This window comes from Amphritea opalescens, from assembly GCF_003957515.1.
GTDB classification, from domain to species: domain Bacteria; phylum Pseudomonadota; class Gammaproteobacteria; order Pseudomonadales; family Balneatricaceae; genus Amphritea; species Amphritea opalescens.
In genome coordinates, this window is the sequence record NZ_RQXW01000006.1 from 22,262 (window position 1) to 40,584 (window position 18,323).

Here is an 18,323-nt window from a genome sequence, read left to right on the forward strand (position 1 = left end):
GAAAAAAGCCGCCTAGCTAGGCAGCCTTTCAACTTCCAGCTTGAAGTCACCATTATCCTCTCTCATGCAACGGCGATATGCTAAATCTTGCCAGATTTATTATTTATGGTATATTATTAGTAATTGTTAATATTTATATATCAGACCTGTTTTGTTCTAATGCTTCTTACTTAAGAAGATCTCATCTTAAGCCTACATTTTTAAAAACCTTAATGTTTAAGCTCTTCCTAAGTCATTGAAAAGTAATACCGGAAGATCTCATCGTAAATTGAAATCATCAAAATGAGGCTGAGCTCATTCCGTGTTCACGACAGAGTTCGGGTACTGGCGTACCCGCTTCGGTTTGCTTTAGGATCGCCATGATTTAGCTATCGGTATAACGTGACTTTTTCATGCAGAACCTCCTGCGTATGGATTACGAGAAAATTTTACTTTTGAGCACTATTATTTTTCGGGGGGATTACCATCATCTTCAGAGGTCTGTTCAACAGCGGTTCTTAGCAGACGAACTAGCGCTGTATCCATTCTGAGTTGATTACCTTAATTTAAGCTTCTTCTGAAATTCTCTCTAATTTGAATGGGTGACGAACCGAAATAATCTTTGAAACAATTGCTGAAATGACTTGAAGTAACAAAACCACAGGCCAATGCAATATTGGTAATGCTTTCACTGCTTTGTAATAATAAGCGACGGGCGTACGTGATACGTAGCTCTAAGTAATAACGAGAGGGCGATGTATTCAGATGGGTTCGAACAAGCCTTTCTATCTGTCGTCTTGAAATTCCGAGACAGTCTGCCAGTTCATCAATACTCAAGGGGTCTTCAATATTTGCCTTCATGAGTTGAATAATATGTCGAAGATTATCCGGCATGACGGGATAAGTCATACCCGTAAGCTGATTAACGCAGTTATCTTCTGCCTGATCACAACTGAGAATATCTCTGACAGCCCGCATAATTTCCCTCCCCTGTAGTTGTTTAATCAGTTGTAACATCATCGTTAGGGCGCTAGCTGGACCTGCACTAGTAACAATTTTGGATTCTGTCTCTAGAGTATTTTCAGTGACTGCAACTTTCTGAAAGCGTTCTCGCATAAAGGCATGATTATCTGGATGAAGTGCACATCGGGCATCATCCATCAGCCCAGCATAAGCGAATGAAATAGCGCCATTCCAGATACCAGCAAACATCGTTTTACTCTTTGCCGCCGCTTTCAATACGCTACTAAGAAGTTTATTTTCTGATGTTGAACACCGGTAGCCGCCACAAACAATAATCAGATGGAATTCATTTAGAAACGGTTTTTGTAGTACGGCTAAACACCCATCAGTTGAAATTTCGATACCTAAATCACTTTTAACTTTTTCAGATTGAATACCGTAGGTAGAAACATCAAATAAGCGATCACTGTGTACAAGATTCGCTGTAACCAAAGTATCCACAGCAGCAGCATAAGACATGAGAGAAAAATTTTCTGGCAGAATAAAAACGACCCGTTTTATTGCTAATGCCACGTTTGATCCGGGCAAAAAAGCCTTGTTTGTTTTTTGCAAAAAATGACTAAAATGCTTCTTACTTTCCTGCGACGCTGGTTTGATATGATTTTGTAAAACGCTTCGTGCGCCATCGGTATAATCAATATTTTTTTGCATTATTATTCTCCTGATCAAAACCAGTTAGATTGTGTATCGTCTAGATACCGATAGTGAAAAAGATGAAGCGCCACTATCACTCACAGAAGATAAATATTAGAAAGACCGTCATCATTAGTCTAGCCAATAGTTTTAATAGCATCATTTGCATTACTTATGACTTGAAGGTATGTTTAGATACGCCACAAACAACAATAAAACGATGGTCTACTGTCATGAAAAACCTTCCCATGGATTTACTACGCACTTTTACTACTATCAATGACCATGGAGGTTTCACTCAGGCTGGTGAGCTATTAGGCCGTTCACAACCAGCCATCAGCTTGCAAGTGAAACGACTGGAAGAATTGTTGGATACTCAGCTCTTTAACCGGGTAGGTGGTTTAAAACTCACAGAAGATGGACACTTGCTATATAGCTCTGCCCGTAAAATTCTTGATATGAATGATGCTATTGTTTCACAACTATCAAGCCCCTCAGTTAGTGGTATTGTTCGACTAGGCACACCCAATGATTTTGAAGCGTCATTCATACCCGTCTTACTATCACAGTTTTGTAAAGCTCACCCTGATGTAACCCTCGACGTCACATCTGATATCAGCGTAAACCTACGTGAAAGCTATAAAAAAGGCTCTTATGATATAGTGATGTCGATGGATGAATATCAGGGTCACCAATTTGCTGAAAGTGATTATATTGTCGAGGATCTATCCTGGATTGCCGACCCCAGTTTTAATCTAAATAAGGGTCAGCCAATACCCTTAGTGCTGTATCCTGAAGGCTGCCTTTACCGTAAACATATAACACAGGCGTTAAACAAAGCGGGTATTCCTTGGCGAGTGCTCTATTGTTCGTCAAGCCTATTAGGTATTCAATCAGCAATCAAAGCAGGATTAGGTATCAGTGCTCTGGTTCTCAACACCATCCCTGAAATTTTTCAGACTGAACAGACCAATAATCACCTCCCAGAATTAGAAAAAGTGACGATAGGTTTTAATTACGACTCCAATAGCCTATCCCCAGCAGCAACACTGCTACTCGACTTTTTGAGACGCGGACTAAAGCATAGTACGGATTACCCGTCATCACTTCAGATATCCTCTGCTACAAATAATAGTTTCCTTTCTTCCCGCTAATATCCTCGTTACTGGCTGATCTGCTTTTCCGTTACGACGGCTGAAACCATAAATCAGCGTAGCTGACAGCAGCATTACCGCTAACATGATAAACAGTAATCGATATTGCTCTGCTGACATCAGTTCCGCTCGACCAGCCCGATCCAATAACAAACCACTCACCGCTTGTACCAATGCAACCCCAGCAATACTCACCGCCGTCAGTACTGCCATGCCTCGCCCCATATACTGAGGCAACAAGAAAGTACGTGAATGAGACATCAATAATGGATAATTAAAACCAAATAAACCAAGAAGCACAAAAGAGCACATCGCCAACCAGACACTGGTCTCGGGATAAATAGACAAGGAGATTAAAGGCAAAACGGCTAGTAAAGCACTAACCATCACCACCGCTTTTGTATTCTTAAAACGACGATCGAACCACCCCAGCATAAAGGTTCCCAAAGCCATAGCGAGAGACATGGCCATCAATACTTTACCTCGTTCCGCTGCTCCTGAGTGGTAAAGATCAGCCAGGTAAGGACCACTCCAAACACCCCGAATCGTCATGAGTACGGCATAACTAAACAAAAACATGGGGAACAACAACCACAGCTCCTTGATCCGAAGAATGCTGAACATGCCTGTTATCATCGTTAAAGGTGATTCAAAATTATGCGTAGGTTTATCACTACTCAGACGATAACAGCACAGCAGGGCCACTAATGCCGTTAGCATGGCAATCAATCGCATCGAATCTCGCCAGCCAATAGTTTCGGCCAGCATAGCGAGAGGCATAGTGCCCAGCAAATCACCAATACTGCCGATGGTGATCACCAGCGCAGCAATATATCCAAACCGTGAAGCTTCAAAACAACGCCCGATAAACAGCATTGCTCCGGTAAATACAGGAGCACAACCCAGCCCTATTAACAGTTGGCCCAGTAATGCCCAATAATAACTTTCGGTAAAGCTCAGTAAGAGGGCCCCCGATACTGCAAACCACAAACAAGACGCAATCGTTACACGCCCTCCGAAGCGGTCCAACGCAATACCGCAGGGAATTTGGGCGACAGCAAAGCTAATAAAAAAAGCTGATGACAGTAATCCTAATTGGCTTTCATTCAGCAATAACTCAGTCGACAACTCTGGAGCAATCACTGCCAACATTCCTCGATAGAATAAACTGATAGAGTAAGCCGCACAGAGTACTGCCAGTTCAATCATGTGCTGAACTCCTTTTAACAAGCCAAGACATTAGCTGTTTCAAAAACGTTCAGCTGAATACTTAAACTAGGAGACAATCGATACAATGCCTGTAACAAATCATCCTCAGATATCGAACGACTCAGCCTAGCCCTGATTCTCGAGTTAAACTGTGACTCACCGAGGACCGCATCACCAAGATAGTGTTGGTTTAACTGTTCAATAATCCCACCATGGGATTCCAGAATCATGCGAACATCATGATCTATGCCAAAGCGGTATTGCCCCTGTAAATCAAGTATTAGGTACCCCCCCCTGTTAGACCGATCAGCTTCTTTTAAGCTAAGCTCATCAAAAATAAAAACCCTTAAACCTTTAAGCTCAAACTCAGCAAACATTTTCCTGATAAATACGATATGCAGCGCAGGAAAACAGATTTTATACGTCGCAAATACTCGTCCATCGATAACTGTCTGCCGGTTGTCTAGAAAAACCCCTTCCATTAATGCTATCGTTTCACAGAATTTATATAACTGTTCGGGTCGGTCCTTCCCTGTTACCGATATCAACCAAGTCACCATAAGATTCCCCCGAGAAAACGAACAGATAAAGATAAATGCCGAGCGGCTCTGTCCGTATACTTGCGCCTATTATTTTAAAAACTCCCGGAGTCGGAAGTTTTTAGTATGCCTACGACTGAATAAAATTGAGCAGTAACAGGAAGAAGGCCTCACTGCTACCACTGAAAAGAAAAATCATAATTATGAAAATTGCCCTTTGATGCTCTCAGCAATTCCCTCAACGCAGACATCAAAAAGTAGCTTTCCACTCTCAACGGTTGCCTTACGTGCAGAAGATAATGTGCCACTAGCAGGAACCCAAGACGGATCTGAAGGGAATATATCATAAGGTGGAAAGGTTGCTGGCTCATGATCAACCGCCTTATCCAGATTAACCAGACCAGGATGAAGATGTAGCATCAAAGAAGTCTCTAACACTCCACCATGCTCCACATCCCAGCCGGTAAAGCCATCCGGAAATACTTTTCCAATGGTGTCCTTATTCACATAATCCCAATATGACAACAACATCACATTAGCGTTAATACCATCATGGCGTAACCGTTCAAGGGCAAGATCTATCCCCTCAACGATGAACATCGAATTTTCATAATGACCATTCACCAGCACAAATTTCCGATTACCATGCCGAGCATAAGCAACGATAACATCACGAATCATGTCTATCAGAGTCTTTCCATCGATACAGGTCGTACCGGGAAAGAAATTACCTCCACCCGATTTCACTTGAGACTTATAGCCATATGAAATTGGATGTGCCACTAAGCCATTTTCAAGCAACCCTGCCACCCCTTCAGAAATTGCCTCTGGGATTAACACATCAGGATTCATCGACATATGCGGTCCGTGTTGTTCAATCGCCCCGATGGGAAGTAGAATTACAGCATCTCCACCAGCAACACGCGCCTCATAAGTTTTCCAATCAAGATCAGCGAGTCTGACCATCATTAAGCACCTCTTCCAGACATTGCCAAACGCAATGTTGTTTCTTTTAAACGAGTTTCTGCCCTTACACCTTTAGCTAGAGCGACACACATAAGAACCATTAGTATTGAGAATGGTAAGGCGGCAGTTATCGATGCTGTCTGTAAGGTACTCAGAGCAGCACTTCCACCAGTGACCAGCAATACTGCGGCCATTGCTCCTTGAATGACGCCCCACATAATACGGTGGCGCTTCAGTGGGTGCTCTTCACCTTCACTCATAATGGTAGTCAATACCAATGTGCCTGAATCAGATGAAGTAATAAAATAAGTCGATACCAACAAAGTACCTCCTATTGATGCCAAATACCCGATGGTACCTGTATCCATACCCGCTATCGTCGCATATAAAGCATCAGCCACATTACTCTTAACGGTCTCAGCAATTCCAGCAGAACTCGTAAGATCAATATTTAAAGCGGTACCTCCATAGGCTGCAAGCCAAACAAAAGACAGCATAGAAGATACCCCAACGACACCAAAGATAAATTCACGGATAGTACGGCCACGGGAAACCCTAGCAATGAAGACACCAACAAAAGGCGCCCAAGACATCCACCACCCCCAATAGAATACAGTCCACCAACCCTGCCACATACTCTTCCATGTCGCATCCGCATCTCCCCAAGACTGAGTTTGCGGTTCGATATAAGCATTCATCGGAACTAGGTTTACCATATAATCGACCGTTGTACTGACAAGCAACTTAACGATATAAACGGTGGGCCCCAGTATCAAAAAGAAAGCTAATAGGATAAATGTCAGCCACATATTGGTGATTGATAGGTACTTTATGCCTCGCTTCAAGCCTGTTAATACTGAAACTAGAGCACAGGCACTGATAACAACAATCAAAATCAGCTGTACTTTCAAATTCTGAGGGATGTTCCAGATTGCATTGAGGCCCGCATTGATCTGCTGCACTCCAAGCCCTAGAGAAGTCGCTATGCCAAATAAAGTCGCAAATACGGCAATGACATCGACGGTTACGCCAATCCAACCATTACACTTTTCGCCGATCAATGGATAAAGGGTATAACGGATACTTAATGGTTTTTTTAAGCGATAACAGACAAAAGCTAAAGAAATACCTACTACACAATAAATTGCCCAAGCATTAAGCCCCCAATGAAAGAAGGCTACTTTCATTGCATCCTCAGCAGCCGTTGCCGTTCCCACGGCATCACCAAAAGGAGTACCATTAGAAAAATGAAACATCGGCTCCGCGATAGACCAAAAAATAATACCGATACCCTGACCTGCGGCATATAGCATTGCAAACCAAGCAAAATAACTAAATTCAGGGCGTTCATCATCGTCACCTAAACGAATATAGCCATGCTTGCTGAACGCTAACCAGAGACAAAATACTAAAAAGAACCCTGCCAACCCGACATACCAGGCATTTGCAGATAGGGTGATAAAAGTACGAGTCTGATCTATCAGTGAGGCAGAATACTCAGGAGAGACCAGTGTGAACATAGTGAATGCAGCAGTCACTGCAAGTGAAATAAAGACAATATAGGGATTAATCCCTTTCATTGGCCCGCTATTCAGAATCATTTAAGTCACCTCTAAGGGTTGATCGTAACAACCCCTATTATTTTTATTTGAGTCCCCGCTGGCCAAGTTCTACAAAGGCGGTATTCAGATGCGCGACACAATGACGGCAAACTGAATACAACAAAACCAAATAGACTTAAACAGCGGGCGAGTGCAACTGTTGAAATTAACCTTTCACGATATTGTGTTCTGGACCGAATGGGAATTTAGTGATATTTTCGACACTGTCCTCACCTACAACCAAAATATCGTGCTCACGGTAGCCTCCGGCACCAGCTAGACCTTCTGGTAGCATTAGCATTGGCTCCATAGACACCACCATTCCCGGCTCAATTACTGTATCAATATCTTCTCGCAACTCTAGTCCAGCTTCACGGCCATAGTAATGACTCAAAGTGCCGAAAGAGTGGCCATAACCGAAGGTCCGATACTGCAACACATCATGTTCAAGGAAGATTTCATTAAGCTCAGCAGCAATATCACAACAGCGAGCACCCGGACGAATTAACTCCAATCCGCGACGATGGACTTTGCAGTTGATCTCCCACAACTCAAGATGGCGATCCGAGGCAAACTCACTAAACAAAGTCCGTTCTAGTGCGGTGTAATATCCCGCAATCATAGGGAAAGTATTCAAACTAAGAATATCACCCGACTCGATTTTACGACTGGTCACAGGGTTATGTGCGCCATCAGTATTGATACCTGACTGGAACCAGACCCAAGTATCCATTAACTCACCATGAGGGTAAGTCTTAGCAATCTCACGCACCATTGCCTGTACCCCTGCTAATGCCACTTCATACTCAGGCACACCTACGGCAATCGCATCGCGAATGGCAGCACCACCAATATCAGCAACCCGCGCACCATTTTTTATAACGGCAATCTCTTCATCTGACTTGATCATGCGCATTTTCATCGTCGGCACACCAATATCCGTAAACACAGAAGATGGAAAAGCAGCTTTCATTTTTTCCAGATTCTGTAGTGGCATATGGTCATATTCAATACCGAATTTACCACCATCTTTAACCAAATTTTTCAGTGCATAAAAGAAGTTATCTTTCTGCCAATCAGTATAAACAACGTTGTCCCCTAACTGATTGCGGCGATACGGCTGACCACCATCAATATTTGCAGAAACGGTAGTATAAGAATCTTGAGTAACCACTAATCCGTAGTCACGACCAAAGCGACAGTAAACGAAATCACTGTAGTAATTGATATTGTGATAAGAAGTAAACAACACTGCCTGTAAGTCATTTTCGGCCATATAGCGGCGTAATTTTGCAAGACGAGCACTGAGCTCTTCTTTAGAAAACGTAGACTGCACCTTTTCGCCATTAGGAATCAACAAAGTCTGTGGCATCTGCATATTTAAAATCCTCTTATATTTTTTTTGATTTCACACGTTAACATTAGGGTGCTGATACGGTTCTAAACGCGATCTCAGCAAGCTATGTAATGCTGTAAGATCACACTAAACCTCAAAACAACATAATAGAAATCAATAGTTTTTATATAAGCATTAGCATTACAAATACAGAGACAATAAAAGCCACACAATTCAAGCCTGTAAAAAAGGCGGTAAAAAGCAATGGCCCCCATCAACGGCACGCTTCCGCTGAGTAAACTCGGCTTCGTTAAGAGCTTTCGACATGTACGAATCAGAGATTCACAGCGTGAGCCGAGGGGCATCAATTCTAGAATGTATGATCGATTTACCATTTTTCTTCTGAATTCTTAGAAGAAAAATGGATTTACCTCGTGTTTATGCACCAACATCAGGTCGACGAGTTGTGCGTTCACAAATCGTTTTTTCACTGAGTAGGCGAGTCCTTACGAATACTGATCTTTTGCATAACATGCTTATTTACCATTTTTTAATTATTCTTTCCGCCCGTTGGGCGAATAAAACCAGTGGTGATTAGTCTGCATCGCAGGAAGGTATTAAGCTATTCTGGATCTATTTCCGCCGCAGGCGGGCTAATACAAAAAACGAAAAACTACCCGTTGCTCAATGTTCTTATATAAAAGAGGAACGGGTAGTTTTAGCGAAATGGGATGGACTCCGCCAACCCCGACATCTTGTGCCACGTTAAAGCTGTAATAATCAATCGAAAGCCTGAGTGATCCTGCAATGGAAGATGCGTTATATGAAATTGCTTCCATGCGCCTGTTTGCTGGATTATCTCTGGACAAAGCCATTCCTGACCACACAACCATCATGAACTTTCGTCATCTACTGGAACGAAAAGGGTTAACGCGAAGGCTATTCAAGGAAGTGAATCAGTGGCTGACTGAAGCGGGCGTTCTTCTAAAAGAAGGTACGCTGGTTGATGCAACGATTATTGAAGCTCCGACTTCAACAAAGAACAAAGCAGGTGAGCGTGATCCAGAGATGCATCAAACCAAAAAAGGCAATGAATGGCATTTTGGACTGAAAGCCCATATCGGTGTCGATGCCCGTACGGGAATCACACACAGTTACACCACAACTGCCGCCAATGAACATGACCTCAATCAAGCGGGTAATCTCTTGCACGGAGACGAAGATTTTATTTTTGCTGATGCGGGATACCGAGGTGCAGAAAAGCGTTCAGAACTACAGGACGTTGAAGCTGATTGGTACATTGCAGAGCGACCGGGAAAAATGCGTGAGCTCAAGAAGCATCCTAGAATCAATAAGCTGAAAATTCGAACTGAATATATTAAAGCGAGCGTCCGCGCCAAAGTTGAGCATCCATTTAGAATTATTAAGTGCCGGTTTGGTTTTGTGAAAGCACATTATCGTGGTTTGATGAAAAACGATAGCAAATTAGCCATGTTATTCACGCTAGCGAACATCGCACGAGTCGGTCAGATGCTGAGAGCGTAGGATAAATCCGTCTGTATTCTGGGAAATCATGATACAGACGGTTAGATAAGAGAACTGTTTGGCTGTATTTTGATCATTTTTGCTTGAGCCTGCGAATTAAGCAAAACTTGAGCACTTAATCGCAGGTTCCCTAGAGTTTAGCCAGACAAGAAGTGACACAGATCGGTGATAGCTTTCAGTATCACTCAATTGTCGATGCCCGCACCTCGCTAACAGCCTTTGCCGTAATGGGTTGAGCATTGTTACCCCATGCCTGTCGGACAAAACTAGCCAATGCAGCTACTTCATCATCAGACAAGCGGTCGCGGAACCCAGGCATCCGAAGGCGAGCAGGTCTCGTTGCTGTCGATGGCATTTCAGCACCATTCAAGATCACATCGAGAAAACCGCCCTGCTCATTTGCCAAGACCATTGAATTACCAACAAGCTCTGGGAATACACCATCGGCTCCCCGACCAGTGCTAAAGTGGCAAGCGTTGCAGTTATCTAAATACAGCCTTGCGCCAAGTTCCATCTTAGGTGATGCTTCTAAAAGCATCGCCGCAGTACTCTTTTCTGCTTCCAGATTATCCCGATGTTGTGACTCGGTATCGGCTGATATATGACGTAGATACTTCGCAACCGCGTTTAAGTCCTCATCGCTAAAATATTGCAATGAGTGCTCAATAACAGCCGTCATTTCACCAGCAACACCGCTATGCGCATTACGTCCAGATCTAAGGAAGGCAACCATCTGAGCTTCGTCCCAATAAGCTGATACGCTATTAGAGCCTCGTAATGGTGGCGAGTACCAACCGCCGATAACTCCACCCGTCAAAAACTCACTATCCTCAGCGGTATAGCCAGATTGAACAAAAAGCGCTGTACGAGGGCTATGACATGCACCGCAATGACCGGGGCCTTCTACTAGATAAGCACCCCGATCAAGTACTGAGTCATTGTAACGTGGTTCGAAACCCGGATCTTTATAAGCAATCCAATCCCACAACCGAAGCCCCCAACGCTGATTAAAAGGAAAAGGCAGCTCTGTTTTGGGCACTTTTACAGCGACCGGTTCTACCTTGTTCATTAAGTAATCATAAAGACTAGCGATATCAGCTTCACTCAACTTACGATAGTTAGCCGAAGGCATCGCGGGATAAAGAAGATGCCCCTCTTTATTCACCCCGTCGTAAAGAGCCGCTCGAAAATCACTCAACGTCCAATTACCGATACCATACTCAGGGTCCGGTGTGATATTAGAGGCATAGATTGATCCCAGCGGACTATCGATGGAATACCCTCCCGCGAAGGGTTTTCCACCTTCCACAGTATGGCAAGCCAAACAGTCACTTAACCGGCTCACATATTCTCCATTCCCTGCAACGGCAACAGCATCTGATGCAACCTGAGTCTGTACAGGAGTCCGCTGAATAGGCACGAACATAATGGCCAAAATAACAATACCTCCCAAAATAATGAGGGCCCCAACCAGCCTTAAACCTTTACTCATAATACTCATACCAATGGCCCCGGAGCAGATAGATAATCGCGGCGAATAGCATCAAGCGTCCAATAAGTAAGCCCGCCTAACGCGCCCGTAGGATTGTATTGTATGTTCTGGGGAAACGATCCAGCGCCTAAAATGAAAACATTATGGACATCCCAACTCTGTTGATAGCGGTTAAGTACCGACGTTGCAGGATCAGTACCCATCACCGTTCCACCAACATTATGCGTCGACTGATAAGGACGAATGTCATAGTGCGCACCTGTATCTTTATAGGACGATTTAAACGATGTAGGATTTAGCTCCGCTACTACGCGCTCTATCTTTTCCTTCATAAACTGCGACATACGAGTATCGTTATCTTTCCAATCAAAGGTCATCCGTAATAGCGGTCTACCATGGCGATCGGTATAAGTCGGATCAAGATCTAGATAACAGTCCCGATTAGCCATATTAGAACCATGTAGGCTCACCCCCATAGAATGGCCGTACCAATCCTTAATACCTTTTTTCCATCCAGCACCCCAGCTGGGCACATCCGCAGGCAAAGGAAGATTCCGAATGGGTTGTCCGTTTAGCTGCGAGGCATGAATATAAGCTCCACCGATAAATCCTTCGGCAGCAAAGTCTATCTGATTGGTGCCGTAGTCATTGATAACATAGGCAGACGATCCTGAACCCACAAATGGATTGAATTCAATATCCTCAAAAAAAGCCTTAGTGCCGCCAGTCATTTGATAGGCATAGTTTCGACCAACCACACCTTCCCCCTTGACGGGGTCATAGGGTTTACCAATTCCCGATAGTAGACACAAGTGTGTATTGTGTAGAGAGTAAGCCGCCATAATGACAATATCTGCTGGTTGAAAGACCTCTTCCTGCGCGGCTTCATCAAAATAGGTCACACCCGTCGCTGTTTTCCCATCGGCAGCTAACTCCACCTTAAGCACCTCACAATGCGTGCGATAATTAAAGTTGTCATAGCGCTTCAAGGCATCAAGAATGCAGGTTTGTGGTGACGCTTTGGAATAATTCAAGCAACCATATCGCTCACAGAATCCGCAATAATTACATGGACCAAGTTGCATCCCATATTCGTTGACATAGGACTCGCTCGCTATGGCCGCAGGCATAGGAAAAGGGTGTAGCCCCATTTCCTCAGCCTTATCACGGAACATACGTGGCGCAAGCTGCATTTGAAGTGGCTGCATAGGAAATTCTCGCGCACGCGGTGCTTCAAAAGGGTTCCCACCGGATACAATCTTGCCGCCAACATTTCCTGCTTGGCCGGATATGCCCAGCATATATTCAAAGCGATCAAAGTATGGCTCAAGCTCTTCATAGGTCACGCCCCAGTCCTGAATCGTCATATCCTCGGGAATAATGCCAGCGCCAAACTCTTCAGTAACATATGACTTGAGCCTTAACTCTTCGGCCTGAGGCCGCCAAGTATTAGCGTTCCAGTGCATCCCCGCGCCACCAACACCGTCTCCCGGCAAAAATGAGCCAAGATGACGCATAGGCAACGCCGTCTCGTTCTGTGCATGTCGAAATGTCACTGTTGATTTAGCAGGCTTTTGCATGAAACCGTAACGCACGCCGTAACGCAATTCATCCGCTACATTGGGATATTGGAAATCAGGTACCGTATCCCGATCAGCCCCGCGCTCAAGCGCTAAAATATCTAATCCTTCTTTCGCTAACTCGATGCCGGCAATAGACCCAGTCCATCCAAGCCCAATAATAACAACATCTTTTTTAGGATCTGTACGTGCCATTGTTTAAGCCCTCTCTCCAGAAATTGATACAGGACCTAGCGGATATTCAACATTATCCATCGCCGGATCGTTCCATTCGAGAAAGCTTGCTCGGGCACCAGGAAAGCCGATATAGACCCAAGCAGCCATGCCATGATTACCACCATAACGTGGATCACTAAAATAACCTTCTTTCGTGTTTTGCAGTAAAAGGCCAAAGAAATCTCGCAGGTTGTCAGGCAGACCCACATCACCTTTTTCAAGCGCTACCAACGCAAGATCCTGAGCATCGTCGTCAAGACTGACAAAATCAGAATCATTAGTCTCTTTACACCAATCATCAAAGAAACTAATACCCTGACGATAAACTTCGGCTGGGGTTAATGGGCTTTGAAAACCCTTAAGTGGACTTGCACCGGCATCGTGAGGTTCCGCCATATACCAATCAGCAGCAGTACCGAAATCACCGGCTAGCTGAAGATCGATAAACACCGGCACACGCGCTTCCAGTGCGCCCGGCCCCTCACCATGAGAGGGTATAAGTCGAGATGTTGCGGCATTAATGAAATTCCACTCATACTCTGAGAAGAACACTGGTACATAATCTGCGAGATCGGGAACGGCTGCATGAGCAAAAGGGTGACGAGTAAGCGTTGCGAGCGCTGTCCCTGCCATTCCTGCTGCCATGAACCCACGTCGCGATAACTTAAAAGTTCGTGTCGACATATATAGTTCGCTCCAGCATCTACCTCGCTCATATCCATAAGTGAGGAAAATGTGTATTAGTTGTATCGGTTAGAACTAGTTACCTAGCCCTCATTAAGCTAATAAAACGAACCAATGGGAGCGCGCTAACTATTTGACAGCAACAATGATTTTTAACGTTAATAACAAAGACTATAGATACGGTAAGACCGACAGCACCCAGACTGATGGCTGTACGTAAAAAACTGCGTCAGACACATAGTCTACTCCTGATCAATAATAATTTTAAAGCCCCTTATAAAACTAAATTCTTTAATATCTGCACTACCGAGGTTTTAAAGACATCCTGATCTGCTGTTGAAATCGATTAAAGATTATACTTGAGATCATTGAAACCACCGTTCCTGAACCCAAGTACAGTACGCTGTGACCCATCAAGTTCACAGCCAACCCAGCATACTGATGAAGAAGTACCAGAAGATTTTTATCGACGATTTAAGCGATGTATAAAGTTGACAGCAAAAAAGCATGCATTCAGAGATTTCCAAAAGCCGCTTTAAGCTGCAAGATTACTTGCCACAATTGATCACTAATATCACAGTTCTGTCATTTCAAATACGTCTATCGTAAATCGAGCGTTTAGTTTTAGGAAAGTAATCTATCGAGGACTGGCGAAAAACGACAACAAACTAGGGAAGGTACGAATAAGTCCAATATTAAGTTTCTACCTCCCTATCTACAAGGTCTGTAGAGTAGTTAAAATTGCTTGTTCGCAGGCCCCTATCTCTTGTAAAAAAGTAAAACCTATTAAATACTTTACCGCTTGAGCTTGTACTCGTTGAGTAATAAATTAATGAAGCGAACCTTGCCAACAACGTAACCAGTGGCACTGCTGCTTCTAAATGCCTTAAACTTAGCTTCAGCCTCAGGCTTTAGCCGGCTATCCATTTGCGTTGCTACACCTGTCCCTTTTGTAATAAAGTAATACAACTGACGCTCTGCTATATACATTGCATCCCGCTCGTCTTCGGTAAACACATCAAACGGCAACCCGTTATGCTCAGCCATTATTTCTGCAAGTTCAGCCACTAACTTATCTACAACCTCGCTAAGCCTACCTTCATTTCTTAGTTTGTGTACAAAACCACTTTCTCCGGCGACTTCAGCAACCATCCTTGCTCCCAGGTCAAATTTCTTAGCACCTTTTATAACGCCTAAAAACTTCCCGCTTTTGCACCGGTCTTACCCCATGTGAGATAATCCGACCCTATGAATAATTCTCTCATGTTGTACCAATGCTGCATGCAACATTGTCGACGTGGATACCGTCTTCTTCCTTTTCCAGCCTTTGGATAGAAAGGCTCAATCACCACTTCAAGCTGAACTCAAGGCATCATCCATCCATTCGAGCCAAGACCATTTCTTTACATGTTTGACGACGTTTGTTGTTGAATTTGCTGTCTGTAAAGGTGAGTTGATGTGACATCGTCAGGCTCAAAGATTAAAAGCGAATTGTCTCATGGGAATAACTTGTTCGCATCTTCCCTCGATGCTAAGCAAGTATGGCTTTAATCGCGACGAAGACGTCGCTCACACAACCCGCATGATGATATATCGTATCATGGTGTGACTCATGTTTCGCCGACACCCTTTCACTTATCTGCTTGCCTGTTTGTTCGGCTGCGCTGATTAAGCAATCTCCCCAGAAGGGGCTCCCACATAGAGCGCGACTACTTTAGTGTTAAACGAAAAAAGCCGCCTAGCTAGGCAGCCTTTCAACTTCCAGTTTGAAGTCACCATTATCCTCTCTCATGCAACGGCGATATGCTAAATCTTGCCAGATTTATTATTTATGGTATATTATTAGTAATTGTTAATATTTATATATCAGACCTGTTTTGTTCTAATGCTTCTTACTTAAGAAGATCTCATCTTATGTTAAAAAAACTAGTGAAGATCTCATCTTAAGCCTACATTTTTAAAAACCTTAATGTTTAAGCTCTTCCTAAGTCATTGAAAAGTAATACCGGAAGATCTCATCGTAAATTGAAATCATCACTCCCAAATAGCTGATCTTCATCGTCGGAAGAAGTCAGTACTGGCCAGTCGAGCAGGACTCGCTTTAAATCGCTTAGGACACCAACATGATGACCTGTACTAGCATCGGTGAAATACCAACCACCAAACCGGCTACCACCATCAAAATAGTGGCGGTAACACCGAACATCTCAACATTTTGCTCTTCTTGATGTGCCATGAGTCATTCTCCAAATATATTTCTGTGCATTACTTTGCTTTACTTTGTAGATAGCACAAACAGGGCCAAAACTAATAAACCTATTAATATCAATAAATTATAAAAAATAAGCCTTTTTATTGGAGAGTTTAAACCATAACGCCGTGCCGCAAATGACAGCGCTAATTGTCATTTATGGCACACGAAGGAAAACCCAAACGAACGTCCATGCTGATGAAGAGCCTGACAGTGATTTGTGTGCAAGGCACAGCCTCACAACAAGGTAAAACTAGAGAAGGAATAGAAAGAAAAGAAAAAGAAGGAAAAGCGCGAGGAAGTAAGGCCAATAGTCAATAAACGCTCTTAAAGCTGAACACTAAAGCCGAATACTAAAACCGAACATTTGCCTCGCAGACATAACTGCTACAATAAACGTCACGACAAATCACAGAGAACAATCAAGAAGACGGCCACCATATCAGCATGAACAGGCAGCCATTAAACGGGCTCGACCCACCGATCAACGATGAGTCGTCATCACCCTAAATCAGCCTGTTAAATCTGATGTTGAGCGATAAAATCTTGCAGTGAATCATAGCTCCAGTCACTGCCATCAGGATGTTTGTGGTCATGCTCGTTGAGCTTTTCCATCATCTGCTTTACATTATCGCCCTTCTTACGCAGCCCATGAACGAAATGCACCGCTTCATCAACCCGTTGTTGCAGCTCAGGATCAACACCCTCAACCTGCTCACCTTTCTTACGAATACTCACTTTAATGCCTGATTTCATGCTATGTTTCTCCTTCGCACTGTACTTTCCTATAACGTTACCCCAGCACTAAGCGGCTGAAAAGGGGACAGATCAAAATGTATCTAAAACAACGCATTAAAAACCAAATAAAGTCACTTTCGTTGATCGGTTCGGTACTGTTAAGCAGCGGTTGCCTGCATAACACCCAGCCTAGCTCATCGACTGAACCGGCCGCGCCTGTGCCGATGGCAAACCACCCTCTCAACGGCACAATCGTCTCGATGGTCACCGGCCAGCCACTTAGCTATACCGAGATGTTAAAACAATTAAAAACCCAGCGTTTTATCCTCTTAGGCGAAAAGCATGACAACCCAGAGCATCACCTGCGAGAGCTGCAACTGCTCAAAGGTCTACAAAACGGCGACAATACTCGTCTCGTATTAGAGATGCTCGATGAACAACAGGCCGAAAACATTGATCAGCTAACCCCTGACAGTAGCGAAGCCCAGATACAAGAAAACCTCCATTGGAATGAAAACAGTTGGCCCTGGCAGGACTATGGCCCGCTCATCAGCGCGGCACTGGCAGATCACAATCAACTTAAAGCCGGTAATCTCAGCAAACCGGTCGTTATGCAGATTTACCAGCACGGGATACCCGATGAAGCGCGTCTAACAACCGTCAAGGCGATACCGGAAACGGTTAAGGCAACGATTCAACAGCAGGTTTATGATAGCCACTGCCAAGCGATTCCTTTCGATCAGATGGGCCCGATGACAAAGATTCAGCTAAGCCGAGATGCCAGCATGGCTTATTCATTAGCTGATAATCTAGGGGATAATCGACAAGCAGTTCTGATCTCAGGCAGCTTTCATAGCCGTAAAGACACGGGTGTCCCCTTACATCTACAGCAACGCAGTTTAGAGTCTGTTTCTATTCTACTGATTGAAACCGATGCAGCCATTGTTAGCATTGATGAGGCGATTGCCCCCTACTCAAAAATGGCCGATTACATCTGGTTTACGAGCCGATCCGCGGAAAAAGACTACTGCGCATCGCTACGTCAGCAGTCTCATCAGCAAAGCGATGACTAAAGGTTAGTCTTCGCGGCTGGTCACTTCTAACAGATGGTAACCAAACTGAGTTTTAACGGGGCCTTGAACTTCACCAACCGGTGCAGAGAAAACCACCTTATCAAACTCAGGTACCATTTGACCTGGACCAAAGCTGCCCAGTTCGCCACCCTGTGCGCCGGATGGGCAGCTAGAGTGTTCTTTCGCCAGTGCTGCAAACTCAGCACCTGCTTCAATTTGTGATTTAAGATCAGCGCACTGAACTTCATTACTTACCAAAATATGACGGGCCGATGCACGTGCCATAAAAAAAATCCTATCTCTA

The 18,323-nt window shown here is 44.0% G+C and carries 15 protein-coding genes and 2 pseudogenes; 3 read left to right on the forward strand and 14 right to left on the reverse strand.

The window, feature by feature from the left end; genetic code table 11:
* Positions 1 to 540 precede the first annotated feature (540 nt).
* Positions 541 to 1,653 (reverse strand): GlxA family transcriptional regulator, encoded by a 1,113-nt coding sequence (locus EH243_RS08085; RefSeq protein ID WP_126158145.1) that lies wholly within the window; start codon positions 1,651 to 1,653, stop codon positions 541 to 543.
* A gap of 62 nt (positions 1,654 to 1,715) precedes the next feature.
* On the opposite strand from EH243_RS08085, the gene EH243_RS08090 reads away from it, so the two are divergent.
* A complete protein-coding gene (locus EH243_RS08090; RefSeq protein WP_241235029.1) occupies positions 1,716 to 2,789 on the forward strand; it encodes a LysR substrate-binding domain-containing protein in 1,074 nt (357 codons plus the stop codon).
* Here EH243_RS08090 and EH243_RS08095 read toward each other — a convergent pair.
* The 5 genes from EH243_RS08095 to EH243_RS08115 form a co-directional block, all read right to left on the reverse strand.
* On the reverse strand, positions 2,739 to 3,998 hold the full coding sequence (locus tag EH243_RS08095) for an MFS transporter (RefSeq protein WP_126158146.1): 1,260 nt from the start codon (positions 3,996 to 3,998) through the stop codon (positions 2,739 to 2,741). The two genes, EH243_RS08090 and EH243_RS08095, sit on opposite strands and share 51 nt — an antisense overlap.
* A 14-nt stretch (positions 3,999 to 4,012) precedes the next feature.
* Positions 4,013 to 4,558 (reverse strand): ACT domain-containing protein, encoded by a 546-nt coding sequence (locus EH243_RS08100; RefSeq protein WP_126158147.1) that lies wholly within the window; start codon positions 4,556 to 4,558, stop codon positions 4,013 to 4,015.
* Between the two features lie 180 nt (positions 4,559 to 4,738).
* Entirely contained in the window at positions 4,739 to 5,506 is a 768-nt protein-coding gene (locus EH243_RS08105) for a creatininase (protein WP_126158148.1), read from the reverse strand.
* Positions 5,506 to 7,104, reverse strand: coding sequence for a BCCT family transporter (locus EH243_RS08110; RefSeq protein WP_126158149.1), 1,599 nt, complete (start codon positions 7,102 to 7,104; stop codon positions 5,506 to 5,508). The genes EH243_RS08105 and EH243_RS08110 overlap by 1 nt, the downstream gene beginning before the upstream one ends.
* Before the next feature lie 166 nt (positions 7,105 to 7,270).
* Positions 7,271 to 8,476, reverse strand: coding sequence for a M24 family metallopeptidase (locus tag EH243_RS08115; RefSeq protein WP_241235024.1), 1,206 nt, complete (start codon positions 8,474 to 8,476; stop codon positions 7,271 to 7,273).
* Positions 8,477 to 9,229: 753 nt separating this feature from the next.
* Here EH243_RS08115 and EH243_RS08120 point away from each other — a divergent pair.
* Positions 9,230 to 9,985, forward strand: a pseudogene (locus EH243_RS08120) (IS5 family transposase); the annotation flags it as partial.
* A 181-nt stretch (positions 9,986 to 10,166) separates the two neighbouring features.
* Here the strand turns inward: EH243_RS08120 and EH243_RS08125 are convergent.
* The 7 genes and pseudogenes from EH243_RS08125 to EH243_RS08150 form a co-directional block, all read right to left on the reverse strand.
* Positions 10,167 to 11,486, reverse strand: a complete 1,320-nt coding sequence (locus EH243_RS08125; protein WP_206441563.1) for a cytochrome c — start codon at positions 11,484 to 11,486, stop codon at positions 10,167 to 10,169.
* Positions 11,483 to 13,252, reverse strand: a complete 1,770-nt coding sequence (locus tag EH243_RS08130; RefSeq protein WP_126158151.1) for a GMC family oxidoreductase — start codon at positions 13,250 to 13,252, stop codon at positions 11,483 to 11,485. The genes EH243_RS08125 and EH243_RS08130 overlap by 4 nt, the downstream gene beginning before the upstream one ends.
* Positions 13,253 to 13,255: 3 nt before the next feature.
* On the reverse strand, positions 13,256 to 13,957 hold the full coding sequence (locus EH243_RS08135) for a gluconate 2-dehydrogenase subunit 3 family protein (RefSeq protein ID WP_126158152.1): 702 nt from the start codon (positions 13,955 to 13,957) through the stop codon (positions 13,256 to 13,258).
* Positions 13,958 to 14,752: 795 nt separating this feature from the next.
* Entirely contained in the window at positions 14,753 to 15,109 is a 357-nt protein-coding gene (locus tag EH243_RS08140) for a hypothetical protein (RefSeq protein ID WP_126158153.1), read from the reverse strand.
* A 104-nt stretch (positions 15,110 to 15,213) separates the two neighbouring features.
* A pseudogene (locus EH243_RS18685) lies at positions 15,214 to 15,422 on the reverse strand (IS5/IS1182 family transposase); the annotation flags it as partial.
* 645 nt (positions 15,423 to 16,067) lie between these two features.
* Positions 16,068 to 16,193: a hypothetical protein gene (locus EH243_RS18770; RefSeq protein ID WP_277600704.1), complete on the reverse strand. Its 126-nt coding sequence runs from the start codon at positions 16,191 to 16,193 to the stop codon at positions 16,068 to 16,070.
* 534 nt (positions 16,194 to 16,727) lie between these two features.
* Positions 16,728 to 16,964: a hypothetical protein gene (locus EH243_RS08150; protein ID WP_126158154.1), complete on the reverse strand. Its 237-nt coding sequence runs from the start codon at positions 16,962 to 16,964 to the stop codon at positions 16,728 to 16,730.
* 77 nt (positions 16,965 to 17,041) lie between these two features.
* On the opposite strand from EH243_RS08150, the gene EH243_RS08155 reads away from it, so the two are divergent.
* Positions 17,042 to 18,019 carry a ChaN family lipoprotein gene (locus EH243_RS08155; RefSeq protein ID WP_126158155.1) on the forward strand — a complete coding sequence of 326 codons (978 nt, stop codon included), beginning with the start codon at positions 17,042 to 17,044 and terminating at the stop codon, positions 18,017 to 18,019.
* 3 nt (positions 18,020 to 18,022) lie between these two features.
* Here EH243_RS08155 and EH243_RS08160 read toward each other — a convergent pair whose 3' ends face one another.
* On the reverse strand, positions 18,023 to 18,304 hold the full coding sequence (locus EH243_RS08160; protein WP_126158156.1) for a peptidylprolyl isomerase: 282 nt from the start codon (positions 18,302 to 18,304) through the stop codon (positions 18,023 to 18,025).
* Positions 18,305 to 18,323 lie beyond the last annotated feature (19 nt).